The 16861-nt window shown below is 66.6% G+C and carries 11 protein-coding genes; all 11 read right to left on the bottom strand.

Features of this window, described 5'->3' with window-relative positions; genetic code table 11:
* Positions 1-152 precede the first annotated feature (152 nt).
* The gene (locus tag ACYDAT_RS08855; RefSeq protein WP_461439068.1) at positions 153-977 is read right to left on the bottom strand and encodes a carbohydrate ABC transporter permease; all 825 of its coding nucleotides are present in this window, start codon (positions 975-977) and stop codon (positions 153-155) included.
* Positions 974-1858, bottom strand: a complete 885-nt coding sequence (locus tag ACYDAT_RS08860; protein ID WP_461439067.1) for a carbohydrate ABC transporter permease — start codon at positions 1856-1858, stop codon at positions 974-976. The genes ACYDAT_RS08855 and ACYDAT_RS08860 overlap by 4 nt, the downstream gene beginning before the upstream one ends.
* On the bottom strand, positions 1855-3153 hold the full coding sequence (locus tag ACYDAT_RS08865; protein WP_461439066.1) for a sugar ABC transporter substrate-binding protein: 1299 nt from the start codon (positions 3151-3153) through the stop codon (positions 1855-1857). Before ACYDAT_RS08865 ends, ACYDAT_RS08860 begins: the two co-directional genes overlap by 4 nt.
* 7 nt (positions 3154-3160) lie before the next feature.
* Complete coding sequence (locus ACYDAT_RS08870; protein ID WP_461449660.1) at positions 3161-4633, bottom strand: glucoamylase family protein; 1473 nt, start codon at positions 4631-4633, stop codon at positions 3161-3163.
* Between the two features lie 450 nt (positions 4634-5083).
* Positions 5084-6613 carry a tryptophan halogenase family protein gene (locus tag ACYDAT_RS08875; protein ID WP_461449662.1) on the bottom strand — a complete coding sequence of 510 codons (1530 nt, stop codon included), beginning with the start codon at positions 6611-6613 and terminating at the stop codon, positions 5084-5086.
* Positions 6614-6729: 116 nt separating this feature from the next.
* The gene (locus ACYDAT_RS08880; protein ID WP_461449664.1) at positions 6730-9756 is read right to left on the bottom strand and encodes a TonB-dependent receptor; all 3027 of its coding nucleotides are present in this window, start codon (positions 9754-9756) and stop codon (positions 6730-6732) included.
* An 89-nt stretch (positions 9757-9845) separates the two neighbouring features.
* Complete coding sequence (locus ACYDAT_RS08885; RefSeq protein WP_461440875.1) at positions 9846-10955, bottom strand: LacI family DNA-binding transcriptional regulator; 1110 nt, start codon at positions 10953-10955, stop codon at positions 9846-9848.
* 355 nt (positions 10956-11310) lie between these two features.
* Positions 11311-11877 carry a tetratricopeptide repeat protein gene (locus ACYDAT_RS08890; protein ID WP_461440876.1) on the bottom strand — a complete coding sequence of 189 codons (567 nt, stop codon included), beginning with the start codon at positions 11875-11877 and terminating at the stop codon, positions 11311-11313.
* Positions 11817-14111 (bottom strand): penicillin-binding protein 1B, encoded by a 2295-nt coding sequence (gene mrcB / locus ACYDAT_RS08895; RefSeq protein ID WP_461449666.1) that lies wholly within the window; start codon positions 14109-14111, stop codon positions 11817-11819. Before mrcB ends, ACYDAT_RS08890 begins: the two co-directional genes overlap by 61 nt.
* Positions 14112-14186: 75 nt before the next feature.
* Positions 14187-15023, bottom strand: coding sequence for an NAD-dependent epimerase/dehydratase family protein (locus ACYDAT_RS08900; RefSeq protein ID WP_461449668.1), 837 nt, complete (start codon positions 15021-15023; stop codon positions 14187-14189).
* A gap of 87 nt (positions 15024-15110) precedes the next feature.
* On the bottom strand, positions 15111-16796 hold the full coding sequence (locus ACYDAT_RS08905) for a hypothetical protein (RefSeq protein WP_461439058.1): 1686 nt from the start codon (positions 16794-16796) through the stop codon (positions 15111-15113).
* Between the last annotated feature and the right edge of the window lie 65 nt (positions 16797-16861).

The following is a 16861-nucleotide window of genomic DNA, read 5'->3' on the forward strand; positions in this document are numbered from 1 at the left end:
GAGGGTGGCACTCCTCGATCCGGATCCGCGCGGGGATGACGGGACAGAGGGTGGCACTCCTCGATCCGTATCCGCGCGGGGATGACGGGACAGAGGGTGGTACCCCTCGATCCCGCATTCGCCATGCGCCCGCACGCATCAACACATGCCCATCACCGCTTCACGCTGCCCAGCAGCAGGCCCTGGATGTAGTAACGCTGCAGCAGCAGGAACAGCACCAGCACCGGCAGCACGGTGACCATCGAGCCGGCCATCAGCATCTCCACGTCCTGGTTGTGCTCGCGCGCCAGCGACGCCAGCGCGATCGGCAAGGTGTAGTGGTTGTTGCCGGTGAGCACGATCAGCGGCCACATGAAATCGTTCCACGCGGTGAGAAAGGTGAGGATGGTCAGGGTGAGGATGATGGGTTTCAGCAGCGGCAACACCACGCGCAGGAACGTGGTCAGCTCGCTGGCGCCGTCGATGCGCGCGGCTTCGAGCATCTCGTCGGGAATGGCGCGCGCGTACTGGCGCACCAGATAAATGCCGAAGATGCTGGCCAGCGAAGGCAGGATCACGCCGGCGTAGCTGTTGACGATGTGCAGCTCGCGCGCCAGCAGGAACAGCGGCATCATCGCCACCTGCGAGGGAATCACCAGCGCCGCCAGCAGCAGGCCGAAGGTGCGATCGCGGCCGTGAAAGCGCAGCTTGGCGAAACCGTAGCCGGCCAGCAGGTTGCACACCAGCGAGCCGAGGGTGATGCCGCCGGAGACGATGAAGCTGTTGAGCAGATAACGACCGAGATCCGCGCCCACGAACAGCGCGCGGTAGTTGGACAGGGTCGGATGCAGCGGCAGCAGCGGTGGTGGAAATGTGCTGGCCGAACCCAGCGGCATCAACGACACCGACAGCATCCAGAACAGCGGAAACAGGGCGATCAGCGCGAGCAACGTGAGTAGCCCGTTGACCCCCCACACGGCAGCGCGCGACGCCCTCATACCCACCCCTTGCGGCGACCCACGTGCACCAGCACGCCAGTGGCAGCCAGCGTGAACACGAACAGCACGAAGGCGATGGCCGAGGCCAGCCCCAGGTTCCACCAATCGAAGCCCTGGTTGTACATCAGGTACAGCACCGACAGCGTGCTCTGCAGCGGCCCACCCTCGGTCATCACGTAGGGCTCGGCAAACAATTGGAAGTAACCCACCATGGTCAACAGGCCCACGGTCATCAGCGTCGGCCCGAGCATGGGCAGGGTGATGTAACGCACTTGCCGCCAGGCACTGGCGCCATCCAGGCGCGCCGCTTCGTACAGCTCATCGGGGATGGCCTGCAGTCCGGCCAGCACGATGATCATGGCGTAGCCGAAGTTCTTCCACAGGGCAAACAAGATGATCGTGGGCATGGCCATGTGCGGATTGCCGAGCCAGTCGATGGGGTGCACGCCAAACCAACCCAGCATGTAGTTGACGAAGCCGTAGCGCTGCTGGAAGAGGTATTTCCAGATCACCGCCACGGCGATCAGGTTGGTGACCACTGGCGTGAACAGGGCGGTGCGGAAAAACCCCTTCCAGCGCGCCAGCCGCGAATGCACCAGCAGCGCGGCGCCCAGGGCCACGCCGATCGACAGCGGCACGCCAACCACCACGAAATACAACGTGTTGCCCAGCGCCTGCCAGAACAGACCCATGCGCAGCACGGTGAGGTAATTATCGATACCCACGAACTGCACGTTCTTCAGGCTGGCCAGCGCGTAGATGTCGAAGTCGGTGAAGCTGAGCCCCAGCGCCAGCAGCACAGGCAGCAGGAAAAACAGCGCAATCACGACCAACGCCGGGGCCACGAACACCCAGCCGGCGATGCGTTGGTCCGACTTCACGGCAGCCTCCCGTGCGCGATCATCCAGCGGCGCTTGGCGAGGATGGCATCGGTCTTGCGGTCCAGCAGCGCGGTGGTTTGCGCCACGTCGAGCCGGCCCCAGGCCGCGCGCGCGGCGATGGTCTGCATCTCGCGCACGATCTGCTCGTACTCGGCGATGCGCGGCACCGCGCGCGCGTGTTCGAGTTGGGTGAAGAACGCCGCGGCGTAGGGATCGCGGGCGATGTCCGGCCGCGCGAAGGTGCTGCGCCGCGGCGGCAGATCGCCGGTAAGCTGGTGGAACTCATCCTGCACGGCGGGCTGCGAGAGGTACTCGATGAGCTTCCACGCCGCCGCTTTGTGCTTCGAGTTGCGAAAAATCACCAGGCTGGCGCCACCGGCGATACCCGAGTTGCTGGCCGCACCGGTGGGGCCGGGCAGCGGCGCGGTGGCCCATTCTTTTTGCACGGAAGCCGGCATGCGCGTCTCGAACTCGCGGATCATCCACGGGCCCGAGATGTAGAAGGCATAGTGCCCGCGCGCGAACTCGATGGGCACGCTGGCGATCTGCGTGTTGTCGACGCGTGGCGCGTAACCGTCGCGGAAGAAGCTCAAATAGAACCGCAGCGCGGCCTCGAACTGCGGCGCTTGGAAATTGCCGTACTGGTCGTGATCCTTGAGGAAAGAACCCGGCTGCTCCAGCGAGAACGACACCAGTTGCTCGAACTCGTTGAGCGGCAGCAGCGTGGCCCAGTCACCGGGTTTGGCGCGCGCCTTGATGACAGCCATCATGCGCGTCCAGCCGGCCCAACTGGTGGGTGCATGGTTGAAGCCGGCCGCAGCGAGGATGTCCTTGCGGTAGAAGATCAGCCGCGTGTCCACGTACCAAGGCACGCCGTAGACGTGGCCTGCGACCACGTTGCTGCTCCAGATGCCGGGGAAGTAATCGGACGGCGTGACGATGTGCGAACCGGCGATGAACGGCTCCAGCGGCACGATGGCGCGCAACGCGGCCATTTCCGGAATCCAGGTGTTGCCCATTTGCGCGACGTCGGGTGTGGTGTCGCCGGCGTAAGCCGTGAGCAGCTTGGCGTGCGCCGCGGTCCACGGCAGTTGCTGCACTCTGACGCGGATATTCGGGTGCAGTTTCTCGAAACCCTTGACCAGTTGCGCGGCGGCCTGGCCTTCCTCGCCCATCGCCCAGAAGCGCAGGACGATACGCGAGTCCTGCGGCATGCGCGCGCAGCCGGCCAGTGTCGCCGCCAACAGCACGGGCAGCAGCCACAGCAGATGCAGCGCGCGCTTCATGGCTGGCATGCGCTGCTCACTGCGTCGCCGGTTTGCCGTCCAGCCAACCGCCGCTGAAACCGGCGCGCTGCAGGCCGCGGCGGATATTCGGATTCTTGCGCATCACGCGCCAGACGAAACCGGAGCGGTAGTTTTCCAGCATCAGCAGGATCGGGCCTTGATCGATGCCGAGGCGCTCGGAGTCCACCCAGCCCACGCCCGGCACCACGGTTCCGCTGTTCAACACCGCGTTGCGATCGTGGAAGCTGGGGTTGAAGGCATCGACATAGCCGTAGCGGCCATAAATGTACTTGCCGTACTTGGCCTGCATCGCTTCCACCATCGGGATCACGATCCGGGGCGCGAACGCGATCGAGCCCAGCGCCGCGGTCGGCGCGATGGTGCCATCGTCGAAGGTGTGCTTGATGCCGGCGCCGCGCGCGGCATAGCCCGCGAACGTGCGCGTCACGCCCTGGGCGTCGGTGTAGGTGATGTTGCCCGGACCGTCGCAGGCGGTGAGTCCCCACAAGTTCTTGCCGTAGCCGGTCCAGTGGCCGGGATTGGCGATGGCGTAATCGCGCTGCGATTCGGCCTCGCGGCGGCTGTTGATGAAATAGTCGATGCCCTTGCCGCGCATGAAGGCATCCTGGATGCCGCGAAAATCGATCCACGACTCCGAATACTGCGAGCCAAACAACGGCGCGAAACTGAGCTGCTCGCGACCGTAGTAGTCACCCCAGAACTTCGGATACGTGGCCGTCCATGCATTCCATGCATCGGGTTGCACCGCGTGCGTGGGTGAGCCCAAGGCTTCGATGTAAAGAATCATCGCCTCGTCATAACCCTCGTAGTTGTATTTGAGGAAACCGGACCGCGGAGTCCAGCCCATGCTGATCAGCGGCGGATTCACGGCCTGCATCCAGGGCCAGTCCACGCGCCGATAAAGCGTATTGGCGAGCCCGCGAATCTGCTTCTCGATGGGCGTGTCGCGATCAAAGTAACTCTGATCGAACAGCACGCCGGCCATCAGCAGCGCGGTGTCGATGGTGGACAACTCCACGCCCTGCCAGCGCCGCCCGCTGCGCATGTCCAGAAAGTGATAGTAGAAACCCTTGTAACCGGTGTCGCCGGCCGCGGCCTTGCCCTGCGGCGCGTCCTCGAAAAACTTCAGCGTGGTCAGCACGCGCTGCGCGGCCTGCTGGCGCGTGACCCAGCCGCGCTCCACGCCGATCGGGTACGCGGTGAGCGCGAATCCCACCGCCGCGATGCTGGAAAACGACGGCCCCGGATAGTGATCGGGCGCCAGGCCGTTGTCCGGATTGGTGGTATCCCAGAAAAATTCGAAGGTGCGCTTTTCGAGCTGATTGAAAAATGGCGGCAGCGTGTGCTCCACCGGCAGCGTCGACACGAACGGCGCGCGCGGAGGGGCCGTCGTGATCGGCGCCGCCAGCAGCGCACCGGGCAGCGTGGCCAGCAGGGCCGCGCACAGAATGGCACTTCGTTTCAACATGGCCGCCTCGGCTTCATGGAAAAACCTGATTCGTGCTGAAGTTCAGCCGCCTTTCCCTTCCCCCGCCGGGGTGAGTCAGCGCGCCCATGATCTGCCGCGGGCAGATCATGCGCTGCCGAACGCCCGAGCGCTGTGCGTGAGGGCCGGGACATGGTGGCGCGCAGCGCCGGATGAGGGTTCGCGGCGGAGCGCGACGTTGACGAATTCATGGTGATGATTGCTCCGTCTCGTACCCTCACCCCAACCCCTCCCTTGGGACCTTCTCCGCTGGACTTCCTTCGGTCGCGTTGGTCGTCCCTCAGGGACTTCTCCGCTGGACTTCCTTCGGTCGCGTTGGTCGTCTCCCGGCGGGAGAGGGGCTTTTAACTGCTGAACTTCGACGCAAATCAGGTAGAAAAAAACCGCGCGCCGGCTGGCTGGCCGGTGCGCGGAATCACGCACACATTCGAATCAGGAACTCGGATGCAGCGCGGGCGCCGCGCAGCGCCGGTCGATGAAGGTCTGATGCAGCGGCATCACGCCGACGCAGCTTTCGATCACCTGCGCCACGCCCTGCATGAACTGCTTGAGCTGATCGTCGGGCATCTGCTCGACCAGCGGGTGGTAGGCGCGCGGCAGGATGTTCTGCCCGATCATCACCTCCACCCAGCTGGGTTCCGCGAAGAGTTCCTCACTCTCGCGGAAGGACCGCCCGCTATCGGCGAACAGGCGCATCTTGTGCGCCAGACCCGCGGGCACCGACATACGGGCGCACTCGCGCCACAACGGCGCGTCATCGCGCTGCGTGGCGTGGTAATGCAGGATCAGGAAGTCGCGGATGCGCTCCATCTCGAAAGTGAGCTGGGCGTTGTACTCGTCGATCACCACCTCGCTGAAATCATTCCACGGCAGCAGGCTGACCAGGCGCGCGATGCCCGACTGGATCAGGAAGATGCTGGTCGACTCCAGCGGCTCCAGGAAGCCGCTGGCCAGCCCCAGCGCCACCACGTTCTTGCTCCAGAACTTCTTGCGCATGCCGGGCGTGAAGCGCAGCAAGCGCGGCTCGCCCAGCGGCTTGCCATCCAGGTTGGCCAACAGCGTGGCCGTGGCCTCGTCGTCGCTGATCAGGGCGCTGCTGTAAACGTGGCCGTTGCCGGTGCGATGCTGCAGCGGGATGCGCCACTGCCAGCCGGCCGTGCGCGCGGTCACCCGCGTGTAGGGCGTGGGCGGGCCGACTTTCTCGCAACCGACCGCCACGGCGCGGTCGCAACGCAACCACTGCGAATAATCGATGTAGCCGATGTGCAGCGCCTGCTCGATCAGCAGGCCACGGAAGCCGGAGCAGTCGATGAACAGATCCCCGCCGATGACGGTGCCGTTCTCCAGCGTCACCGACTCGACGTAACCGTCCTCGCCGCGCAGCTGCACGTGCCTGACCTTGCCCTCGGTGCGGCGCACGCCACGCGCCTCGGCATAGCCACGCAGGTAGCGCGCATACAGGCTGGCGTCAAAGTGATAGGCGTAGCGGATATCCGACAGCGGGGAATTGGCCGGCGCGTCGCTGGCCGAGGGCATGAACTTGCCGCGTGGCGCCGCCGCCGTGTTGATCGAGTAATCGCCCAGCGGCGCGGCCCAGCCTTTGTGCCGCGCCTTGATCCAGAACTGGTGGAACGGCAGTGGGCCGACATCGGGACCGAGCTGGCCGAAACCGTGGATGTAACTGTCACCCAGCCGGCCCCAGTCGTTGAACTGGATGCCCAGTTTGAACGTACCCTTGACGTTCTTGACGAACTCGACCTCGTCGATCTCGAGCAGATTGTTGAACTGCTTCAGGTGCGGCACCGTGGCCTCGCCCACGGCGATGGTGCCGATCTCCTCGGACTCGACCAGGTGCACCGCATAGCTCGGCCCCAGCACCTTGGCGCAGGCCGCCGCCGCCATCCAGCCGGCAGTGCCGCCGCCGACGATGACGATGTTTTTCACGGATTGTGGCGTGGGCATCGGAGCAACTCTCGGGGAAGTTTGCACAACTGCAGCGTGCTGACCCAACGCGGACAATCAAGCCTAGCGCAGTCGAAGCGCGCCGGCGGATTGCCCGCCGGCGCGCATGCGTCGACTCAGAACTGCACGCCCACGGTGAGCTTCACATAACGTGGGTAACCCGAGATCTCACCCAGCGGGTTGTACTGGACCGGGTATTTGTTGAGCACCCCGTTGCTGCCGTAATTCTCGATGTAGCTCGAGTAGTTGTGCCAGTTGAACAGATTGATGATGTCAGCGCGCGCATAGGCGTTGAGGCCCCACAGCTTGAAGTTCTTGGTGAACTGCACCGAGAAGTCGCGGTAGCCCCAGATGCGGCCGCCGACGAGGAACTGCGAGCCTTGCGGCGTGGCCGCCACCGGAATACAACCGCTGGGCGAATTGGGATCACCGTAGCAAGCCAGGTTGACGCCAGGGATCGGCGTGGCCAGCGTCAGCCGCGCCCCCATGGCGATATCCCACGGCCCCTTCAGGGTACCGGCGACCACGATGCGCGATTTGGCCACCGGCTCGCCGATGAACGGATACTGGTAGGGGTACTCCGCGTCGAACGAGTAGTTGTTGTTGAGCGCCTGGTTATCCATGTTCCATCTGGCGTGGGTATAAGTGTAGGCCACGGTCAGGCCCCAACCGGACTCCTCGGTGTAGGGCTTCTGCGCCGACAGCAGCAACTGCGTGGTGCTGGTCCTCAAACTGTTGCCCCAGAGGATCAGGTTGCCAAAGCCCGGCAAGGGATAGGTCCATGGCTGGCCAACACCACCCCATGGTTCGTGCACCCAGAAGGCGCCACCGGGTGCACGGTTGCCCAGGAAGCCAGTCAGGCCGTCGTAGCTGAGTACGCGCGTCACCGCGACACTGGTATCCCACTCGCCGATCTGGTTGCGCATGCCGATGGAAAACTGGTCGGAATACGGTGTCTTGAGGTTGTTGGGCATCATGTCCACCTCCTTGCCGGCGAATGATCCCGCCACCAGCGCCTGCAACGCTGGAATGCTCAGATACGACGGATTCCAGGCGTAACAGGGGCTCTGGCCGGACAGGCACGGCTGCGACGGCGTACCGAAGTAGACCGTCGGCTGCGACAGCACGTACTTGGTCTGCTCGACCTGCAGCAGGTCGTACAGGTTGTGGTTGTAGGTGCGGCCGACGCCGCCGAAGATCACGTGCTTCTGGTTGCCGTCGATGTCGTAGGCAAAGCCCAAGCGCGGCGAGAAATGCAACTTGGCGCTGCGATTGCTGCCGTTGCTGACGTAGTTGTTGATATTGATGCCGCCCTGGGCCAGCTGCTGCGCATACGTAATCCCTGTTGCCGCACCAGGAGCTTGGGTGTTGAGCGCCGCGATCACTGGCGCAGGAGTCACGTAGTTGAGGTACGCCGGGGTGCGGTCGTAATCGGCGCGTACGCCGACGTTGAAAGTCCAGTGCTTGTTGAACGTCCAGGTATCCTGCAGGAACGCATCGAACAGGGTGTTGTTGCTCACCGATACCGGGCTGAGGCCGGGCACCGGAGCGCCGAACTGCGCCTGATAGGGAATGCTCTCGGTACCCGTGGTCGGCGAGACCTTGTAATACAACAGCGCATTGCTGTCGCCGGCGTCCTGCGCGGTGAGCGTGACCCGCTGCAGGTTGAAGCCCGCCTTGATCACGTGGCTGCCGTACCACTGCAGCCCGTCATAGGTGAAGTGGTCGAAGATGCCGATACCACGCTGGCCCTTGTACTGCTGCGCCAGCGGCGAATTGCCGGTCTGCAGGATGATCTGGTTGGGGTTGAGCGGGTAGTTGCTGTTGATCGCGGCCGTATAGGCATTGCCGATGCCGAGCAGGATCGGCGTCGGCTGATAGGCCGCGTCCTGCCAGGTGGCCTCGAGGCGGTTGAACCAGTCGTAGCCGTTGTGCTCCCAGGCCAGGTCGGCGGTCTTCTGGAAGTTGATCGTGTTCAGACCGGCAGATGCCGTGTTGACGCCACCCACACCGCTGATGCTGGTCTCGTTGCGGATGTGGGTTTCCAGCACGAAGCGGTCGCTATCGGTCGGCTCGTAGTCGATCTTGGCGAACCAGTTGTTCTCGAGAAACGGCAGGCTGGCCGGGCCAACCTGCGACAGGACGCTGGCCGGCAACTGGTTCACGTAGACCTGCGGCGCGAAGGGTATCACCACGGTCGGGGTGTTGAACTTCTTGCCTTCGTAGGCGATGTAGAAGTGCGCCTTGTTCTTGATGATCGGGCCGCCGAAGTCGAAGCCAAAGTCCTTGTCGGTCGAAGGCGTCTTCTTGCCGGCCGCGTTCTCGGCTGGCGTGGCGGCACGCATGCCAGTGCTGTTGAAACTGTAGAAGGCATCGCCCTTGAATTTGTTGGTGCCGGACTTGGTGGATGCCACGATGGCGGCACTGGAAAGCATGCCGTACTCGGCTTCCTGGTTGTTGGTGATCACGCGGTATTCGCCGATCGCCAGTTGCGGGAACGGATTGCCCTGGCTGGCGTTCTGGCCGACCATGCCGCCCGGCAGGACCATGTTCTTCTGGCTGACGCCGTCGATGTACACGTTGATGGCGCTGTCGGCCTGGCCGCCGGCCTGCAGCTCGGTATCGCCATTGGCGGCACGGCTGAACACCATGCCGGGCACCGTATCGGCAAACTGCAGGAAGTTGCGCGAAGCGGCGGGCATGTTCTGGATCTGGTGCAGCGACACGTAGCTGCCGACCTGCGAGGTGCTCATGTCCTGGATGTTGATGGTTTGGGCGGTCACCTTGACCGCGGCCAGCTCGGTGGCTTTGCTCTCGCTGGCCGTCTGCAGATTCAGGGTGACGGTCGAGGCCACATTGAGCTTCACCTTCTGTTCGGGCCCGTGGCCGGCATGCACCGTGTAGGTGCCGGGCGGCAGGCCGAGCAGCACGTACACGCCATGACCGTTGGACTCGGTCTTGCGCGTGAGTCCGGTGGCGATCTCACGGATGACGACTTGGGTGTGGGGCGCGGTGTTGCCGCGCAGGGTGGCATCGGCGCTGGCGGCCAGCACGGTGACCGGCAGCGTGGCCGTGACGCCGACCAGTGCGGTGGCGATCAGGCTGGCGAGCAGTTTCTTTTTGAAGCTCTGAGGCGTTTTCATGGTTCCCCTACCTTGGTCAGGTATGTGAGTTGCGCAGTTTCGGGACGACACTGCGTGCTGGTTCGTGAACGGTGCGATGCGATGCGGGACTAACGGTGCTTGGGTGCAGGCTGCGGCTTGCGGCGTGCGTCAGGCCCGGCCTGCGCGCGCTTCTTGGAAACGGTGTCCGGGTTGTTTGCGGGTGCCGCGGCGGCGTGGCTGTGCATGCCGCAGGACGCGCGCAGCACCAGCTCGGGCGCCAGCATCTGCACGCTGCGCGGTTGCGCCACGCCACCGTTGGCGATGGCCGCGAGCAGTTGATCGAGCGCACGCCCGCCGAGATCGGTGATGCGTACGCGCACCGTGGTCAACGGCGGCTGCGTGAAGCGCGCGGTGGGAATGTCGTCAAAGCCGGCCAGCGCGATGTCATCGGGCACGCGCAGCCCGGCCTCGGTGAGCGCGAACAGGCAACCGATGGCCATGGAATCATTGGCCGCGAAAATCGCCTGCGGACGCATGTTTTGCCTTGCGATCAGGCTGCCGGCGCGATAGCCGGATTCCTCGCTGAAATCGCCGGAGACGATCTGCGGCACGACGTCAGGCAGCAGATCGTGCAACGCGTCGAGGCAGCCCTGCTGACGCTCCTCGGAATCAAGGTTGCCCTTGGGTCCCGTGATGAGGACGATCTCGCGGTATCCGCGATGCACCAGATGCTGGGTCATGGCATAGGCGCCAGCGCGGTTGTCCACCGCCAGCGCCGACAGGCGCGTGTGCCCGCGCACGGGGTTGAGCAGGATCGCGGGCAAGTCCTCGGGCAAGTGCTGCTCGATGAAACCCGGATCGGCATGCGGCGACATGATCAGCAGACCATCCACACGACCCAGCATGGCCTGCAGCGCGGCGGCGGTTTCATCGGCATCGCCGTGCGAGCTGGACAGCAGCAGGTGATAGCCCTGCGCGCGCGCGGCCTTGTCGATGCCGCGGATCAACTCGGAAAAAAATTCACCATGCATGTCCGGCAGCAACGCGCCGATGGTTTGCGTGCGCCGCGTGATCAGGCTGCGCGCCGCGCTGTGCGGCACGTAACGCAGGCGCGTGGCAACCGCTTGCACATGCGCGCGCACCTCGGCGGCGACATTGTCGCGGCCGTTGAGCGCGCGCGACACGGTGGCCACCGAAACCTCGGCCTCTCGCGCCACGTCTCTGATCGTGATTGCCACGCCGCACCACCTTACCGATGTATTGGAAAGCGCTTACCGATTTGCTGGGAAGCAACGATTCGGAACGGAATGTAAACGTTTCCAGAAGACTTTGCAAAAGCCTTGTTTTATGCTGCTATGCAATAAAATATCTTTCTTAACAAAGACTTGCGTAGAGCTATATTCAAGCTTGATTCGAGCTAGAAAATTGGCCGAGGATTTTTAACAAAAATGTCGCAATGCATCATGTAACCGTTGCCGGATTCGCGGCAACGCCAGATGCAGGCTCGCACTCGCGCAGTCACACGGCGCGTTCGAACGTCTGTGTTTTCGCGGCGTTTTAGAAGCCAGCCGCCTTGCGTCCGGTGCCCGGCCGCTATTCGGGCGGCGGATCGCTTCTGCGGCAGGCCGCGACGCGCTGCTCGGCCTGCGCCTGCGTCGCGGCGTCGCGCTGCACGCGCGCGACCTCGGCCAGCGTCTGCCAGCCGCGCGCGCACAGGGCGCCGAACCGCGGGCCGCGCCGCAACGCCTGCTGCGCCAGTTGCTGCGCCAGCGTCCAGTCGCCCTGCGCCAGCGCCATCTCGGCGCGCGCCTGCAGCAGGTCCGGCGCGTGCGGCTCGAATTCCAGGGCGCGATCCAGCAAGCGCGCAGCGCCCGCGTAGTCAGCTTGCGTCGCGGCGGCGTGCGCCTGCGCGACCAGCGCGCTGACTCCGGCCGAGCGCAACGGATGCACCTGCAGCACCGAGTTGTCGTGCGCGCCGGCCTGGCGCACCGCCGCCAGCAGCGCGGATGGATTGGACACGGGCGCGAAGGACTGCGCCGCACGCGGCGGCTTCGATGTCGCGCAGGCGCCCAGCAGCAGCGTCGCAGCCAGCAGCGCGATCAGTCGCCGCCGGCGGGGGCCGGGCCATCCAGCCAGTGCTTGAATTGGTCGAACAGACATGAGTCTTCCTCGGTCGGTGCGTAGCCGTCGATGAACGGCAATTGTCGCGCGCCGCTGCATACGGCGGAGGTGCGGTGACCGGTCGCTGGATTGATCCAGGCCATGCTCAGGCCGGCCATCGGCGCCGCTGGCAGGGGCCGCGTGGGCAGCCGCTGGAACAGGCGCATCCACACCGGCAACGCGCCGGTGGAACCCCACAGCGGGGTCGGCTTGTCGTCGTCGCGACCGACCCAGACCACGGCCAGATCGCTGCCGGTATAGCCGGCGAACCAGGCGTCGCGCTGGTTCTCGCTGGTGCCGGTTTTTCCAGCGGCGTTGAGCGCGCCCAGCGGCGAGGCGCCCAGCGCGTGCGCCGTGCCCTCGCGCGGCACCTGCTGCAGCGCCCAGGTCAGCAGGCGCACCGCGCTCTGATATTCGGGCTTGACCGTGGCGCTGTCGTAGCGCTTGAGCAGTTTGCCGTTGGCATCGAGCACGCCGCGCACCGCGCGCAGCGGCTCGGCACGGCCGTCGCTGGCGAGGAACTGGTACAGCTCGGCCAGCTCGTAGGGCGACAAATCCTGCGCGCCCAGCAGCAGCGAGGGATCGGCATTGATCGGCACCGACAATCCGAACGAATCCAGAAAACGGTGGATGCGCGCCAGCCCCAAGCGCATGCCCAGATGCACCGTGGCCTGGTTGTAGGAGTGCGCCAGCGCATCGACCAGCAGCACCTGGCCGTGGCTGATGTGATCATCGTTTTGCGGCGTCCAGTTGCGGCCGCCGGACAGCGGCACGGTGATCGGTGCGTCATCCAGCGGACTGGCCAGCGACCACTGCCGCGGCTGCGCCAGCGCCACCAGATACGCGAATGGCTTGATCGTGGAACCGATCTGGCGGCGCGCATCCAGCGCGCGATTGAAGCCCGGCACGCCGGCATCGCGTCCGCCCACCAGCGCGCGCACCGCGCCGGTGCGCGCATCGGTCACCACCACCGCGCCCTGCAGCGCCGCGCCGCGCGGACCGAAGCTGGCCAGGGTTTCATCCAGCGCATCCTCGGCATCGAGCTGCGCGGCGGGATCGAGCGTGGTGTACACCGCCAGCGCGCCCGCGCGCAGACGCTGCGCGCTGAAATCCTGCCGCAACTGGCGCCGCACCAGATCCATGAACGCCGGGAAGCGATCGCGCGGCAGCCGCGGCACCGGCGTCACCCCCAGCGGCGCGGCCAGCGCATAGGCCAGCATCGGGCGCGTGATCAGCCCGGTCGCGTGGAACTCGTGCAGCACGAGGTTGCGCCGCTGCAGCGCGCGCTCCGGGTAGCGGCGCGGGTCGTAATAACTGGGTCCGCGCACCAGCCCGACCAGCAGCGCGATCTCCTGCGGACGCAGCGCCGCCAGCGGGCGCCCGAACCAGTAACGGCTGCCCGCGGCAAACCCGTGGATCGCCTGGCCGCCCTGTTGACCGAGGTACACCTCGTTCATGTACGCATCGAGAATGCGCCCGCGGCTGTAGTGCGCGGTGATCAGCACCGAGATCAGCGCCTCGTTGAGCTTGCGCACCAGCGTGCGGCTGCGATCCAGAAACAGATTGCGCACCAGTTGCTGGGTCAGCGTGGAACCACCCTGCGCCATGCTGCCGGAGCGCACGTCGGCCAGCAGCGCGCGCGCGATGCCGCTGAAATCGATGCCGATATGGCTGTTGAAATCGCGATCCTCCACCGCTTGCAGGCCGCTGACCAGCAGCGGCGGCAATTGCGGCAAGTGCACCACCTCGCGCTCTTCCTGATGCGCGCCGTAGAGCGTGGCGATGCGCGCCGGATCGAGATGCCATGCCGCCAGCGGGCGCCGCGCGGTCGTGTCGAACAGGCCCTGCACCCGGCCATCCGCCAGCGTCACGTGCACGCGTCGCGGCAACTCGCCACCGGTTGGGTCGGCATAACCGCGCGAGGCGATCACGAAGCTGTCGCCGGTTTCGTTCCAGGTGCCGGGCACGCGCGCATCGGGGCTCGGCGTGTAATCGGCGAAGCGCAATTCCTGGCGCAATGTCGCCGCGTTCATCGGCGTACCCGCGGCCAGCGCCAGCGGCCGCGCGTACACGCGCGTGGGCTGCGAGAACTCCAGATCACCGAAACGCTGTGCCACGCGCTGATTCAGCACCCAGGTGTACGGGCCGCCGAAACCGATCAACAGGCCGAGACCCAGCCAGAACGGCCAGCGCAGCAGCGCCCACCACGGGCGCAGGCGTTCACGAACACTCATGCGTGCAACTCACCTTGGATCGCGCGCGGCAGCAGCGACGCGCAAGACCGCATCCTCGCATCCCGGCGCGCATGCTCAAAGCCCCCAGCACCGCGCATCGGGGCGAAATGCGCGCGGGGTCACGCCCAGCGCGGCTACCGCGCGTGCGTTGTCGGCGATCAGATCCTGATCGAGCCGCGCGATCGGCCCGCGCAGCGCCGGATGCAGCGCGGCCAGCGCCAACAGCGCGCGCGGCAGCGGCACGCCGAGCGTGGCGAACGGCAGGCTGGCGCGTACGCGCGCGAACATCTCGCCAGCGCGCAGACGCTCGCCGCCGCCGAATTCCAGCAGCGCATCCAGCGGTTGCGCGCGCAACGCCGCGGCCAGCAGCGCGCGCGCCACATCCTCGGCGTGCACCGGCTGGCGCAGTCCGCGTCCCTGCGGCAGCGCGAACACGCGCGTGCGCTGCGCGCGTCGCGCCAGCGGGGTCAGGCTGCGATCGCGCCCGACACCGTAGATCAAGGTCGGGCGCAGCACCGTGCAACCGGCACCACGCTGCGCGCAAGCCTGCGCCAAGGCCTGCTCGGCGGCGCGCAGGCGCGCGGACAATGCGCGCTCGGCCGCGACCGGAGAATCCTGCTTGCTGACCGCGCTCATCGAGCTGGTCGCCAGCACGCGGGCGTCGAGTGTCAGCGGTGCCGTGGGCAGCCACGCCGCCAGCGCGTCCAGCGGCCCGGCGCTGAACACGTAGCGCAGCGGCGGCAACGGCGGCAGCGGCGCGGGCAAGGCACCTTGCAGCCAGCGCACATCGGCTGGCGGCGCGTCGCGCGCGAACCGGCGACTCAAGGCCAGCACCTCGATGCCCTCGGCTTGCAGCAGCGGCAGCAAGTAGTACCCGACCTGGCTGCTGGCGCCCAGCACCAGCGCCATCATGCGCGGGCTCCGCGCACGCGCCGATCAGCCGCTGGATCCCCGCCTGCGCGGGGATGACGAAAATGAGCGGTTCCACGCACGCGCGGATCAGCCGCCACCGAGGCCCTGCGCCAGTGCCTGCACGCGCGCGTCATCCGGCGCCCAGCGCTGTGCCTGCGCCAGCGCGCTGCGCGCGGCGGCATGATTGCCACGCGCCAGATCGCGATTGGCCAGATCCAGCCAGGCCGTACCCAGGGCGTGCTGCAAGCGCGCCACGTCCGCGGAACCCGGCGCGAGTTGCGCGTAGTTTCGCAGCATCTCGCCGGCGCGATCGAGCTGGCCGGCGCGCAGCGCTTGCGTGGTGGCGTCGGCCGCCAGTTGTGGCAGCGCGCGCAGGCCTGCGCGCGCTGCACGGCTTGTGCCATCGAGATTCAAGGCCTGCCGATACAGATCGAACGCGCTGGCGCCCGGCGGCAGCAGAAAATCTCCGCGCGCGGCCGCCGTTTGCGCGCGCTGCACCAGCGCCAGCGCCTGCTGGCGTTGCGCCGGCGACACCGCCGCCGGTACGGGCTGCGTGGACTTCACGGGCTGCGTGGACGCCTGTGCCTGCGCATGCGCCAGACGCGCGCGCGCCGCGGCCAGCTCGACCGAATGCGGGGTGAGCGTGGCGGCCTGATCGAGCAACTGGCGCGCGGCGCTGAAATCGCCGGCATCGGCCTGCGCGTGTGCCTGCACCATCAGCGCGGTGGCGACATGCGCCAGCCCGGCCTGTGCCACGCTGTTGCCAGGATCGGCTTGCAGCACCTGCTGGTAAAGATCGAGCGCGCTGGCGCCAGCCGGCGTGGTGATATGCCCCGCGGCGATCAGGCTGGCGGCCGCGGCCAGTTTTTGCGTCACGGCCTGCTGCGCGGCGCGCGCGCTGCTGGCCAGTTCGGCCTGCAGCGCGGGCAAATCGGCTTGGGACGGCATCAGCGTGGCGATCTGCTGCACCTGCTGACGCGCGCTGTTGATGTCACCGCTGGCCAGCGCCTGACGCGCCTGCCTGGCCAGCGCCGCGCCGACCTGATCCAGCCCATGCCGCGCCACGGCGTTGCCGGGGTCGGCCTGCAGCACCTGCAAATACCAGCCCGCGGCGCTGTCGGCGCCAGTCAGGTGCCCCGCCGCGTAGGCCTGCTGCGCCTGCGCAACCAGATCCGCGAGCTGCACGCCGCGCGCGCGCTGTTGCGCCAGTTGCTGCTGCAACGTGGTCAACTCGGTGCCGCCGCCAAGCAGCGCGTAAGCCTGCTTCAAGGCGACTTCCGCGGCACCCAACTCATGCTCGGCCAGCGCGGTCTTGGCGCGCATCAGCTCGGCCTGTCCCACGGCCTGCAACCCTGCTTGCGCACGACCGTTGTCGCCGCTGATCCGCGCCGCCTGCTCGTAGAACTGTCGCGCGCCGGGCGGATGCGCGTCGCCCAGATGACCTTGCGCCAACGCGCGGTCGCCCTGATCGAGCACATGATCAAGCTGCGGGCTGGGCAGCAGATGCGCGAACCAGTCGCGATGCTGCGCGATGACGACCAGGCCCAGCAGCAGCAGAATCGCCAGCAGCAGCCAACGCAACCACGCCGTGCTGCGCGCGCGCTGCGGCGGGTGCGGTGGACGCGTGGCGGCGGCACCGGGCTGGCGCGGCTCGGCGCGGAAATGCGGCAGGCCATCCGGCAACAGCGGCGGCGCGCGCTTGGGCGCATCCAGCGGGCCGAGGCGCGGCTCGATGCGGGTGGGTGCGGCGGGACGGACTTCACGTGTGGGCATGGCGATCAGCGCGGAGAGTGCGCGCAATCTAGCACCGCGTCGCGCCGCCGCCCGCGCGGCGTCCG

Source organism: Metallibacterium sp., from assembly GCF_054637675.1.

Coding starts and splice junctions, on each gene's coding strand:
- mrcB (WP_461449666.1), bottom strand. CDS start 14,111: ATGAGTGTTCGTGAACGCCTGCGCCCGTGGTGGGCGCTGCTGCGCTGG.
- ACYDAT_RS08855 (WP_461439068.1), bottom strand. CDS start 977: ATGAGGGCGTCGCGCGCTGCCGTGTGGGGGGTCAACGGGCTACTCACG.
- ACYDAT_RS08905 (WP_461439058.1), bottom strand. CDS start 16,796: ATGCCCACACGTGAAGTCCGTCCCGCCGCACCCACCCGCATCGAGCCG.
- ACYDAT_RS08900 (WP_461449668.1), bottom strand. CDS start 15,023: ATGATGGCGCTGGTGCTGGGCGCCAGCAGCCAGGTCGGGTACTACTTG.
- ACYDAT_RS08875 (WP_461449662.1), bottom strand. CDS start 6,613: ATGCCCACGCCACAATCCGTGAAAAACATCGTCATCGTCGGCGGCGGC.
- ACYDAT_RS08865 (WP_461439066.1), bottom strand. CDS start 3,153: ATGCCAGCCATGAAGCGCGCGCTGCATCTGCTGTGGCTGCTGCCCGTG.
- ACYDAT_RS08890 (WP_461440876.1), bottom strand. CDS start 11,877: ATGTCTGTTCGACCAATTCAAGCACTGGCTGGATGGCCCGGCCCCCGC.
- ACYDAT_RS08870 (WP_461449660.1), bottom strand. CDS start 4,633: ATGTTGAAACGAAGTGCCATTCTGTGCGCGGCCCTGCTGGCCACGCTG.
- ACYDAT_RS08880 (WP_461449664.1), bottom strand. CDS start 9,756: ATGAAAACGCCTCAGAGCTTCAAAAAGAAACTGCTCGCCAGCCTGATC.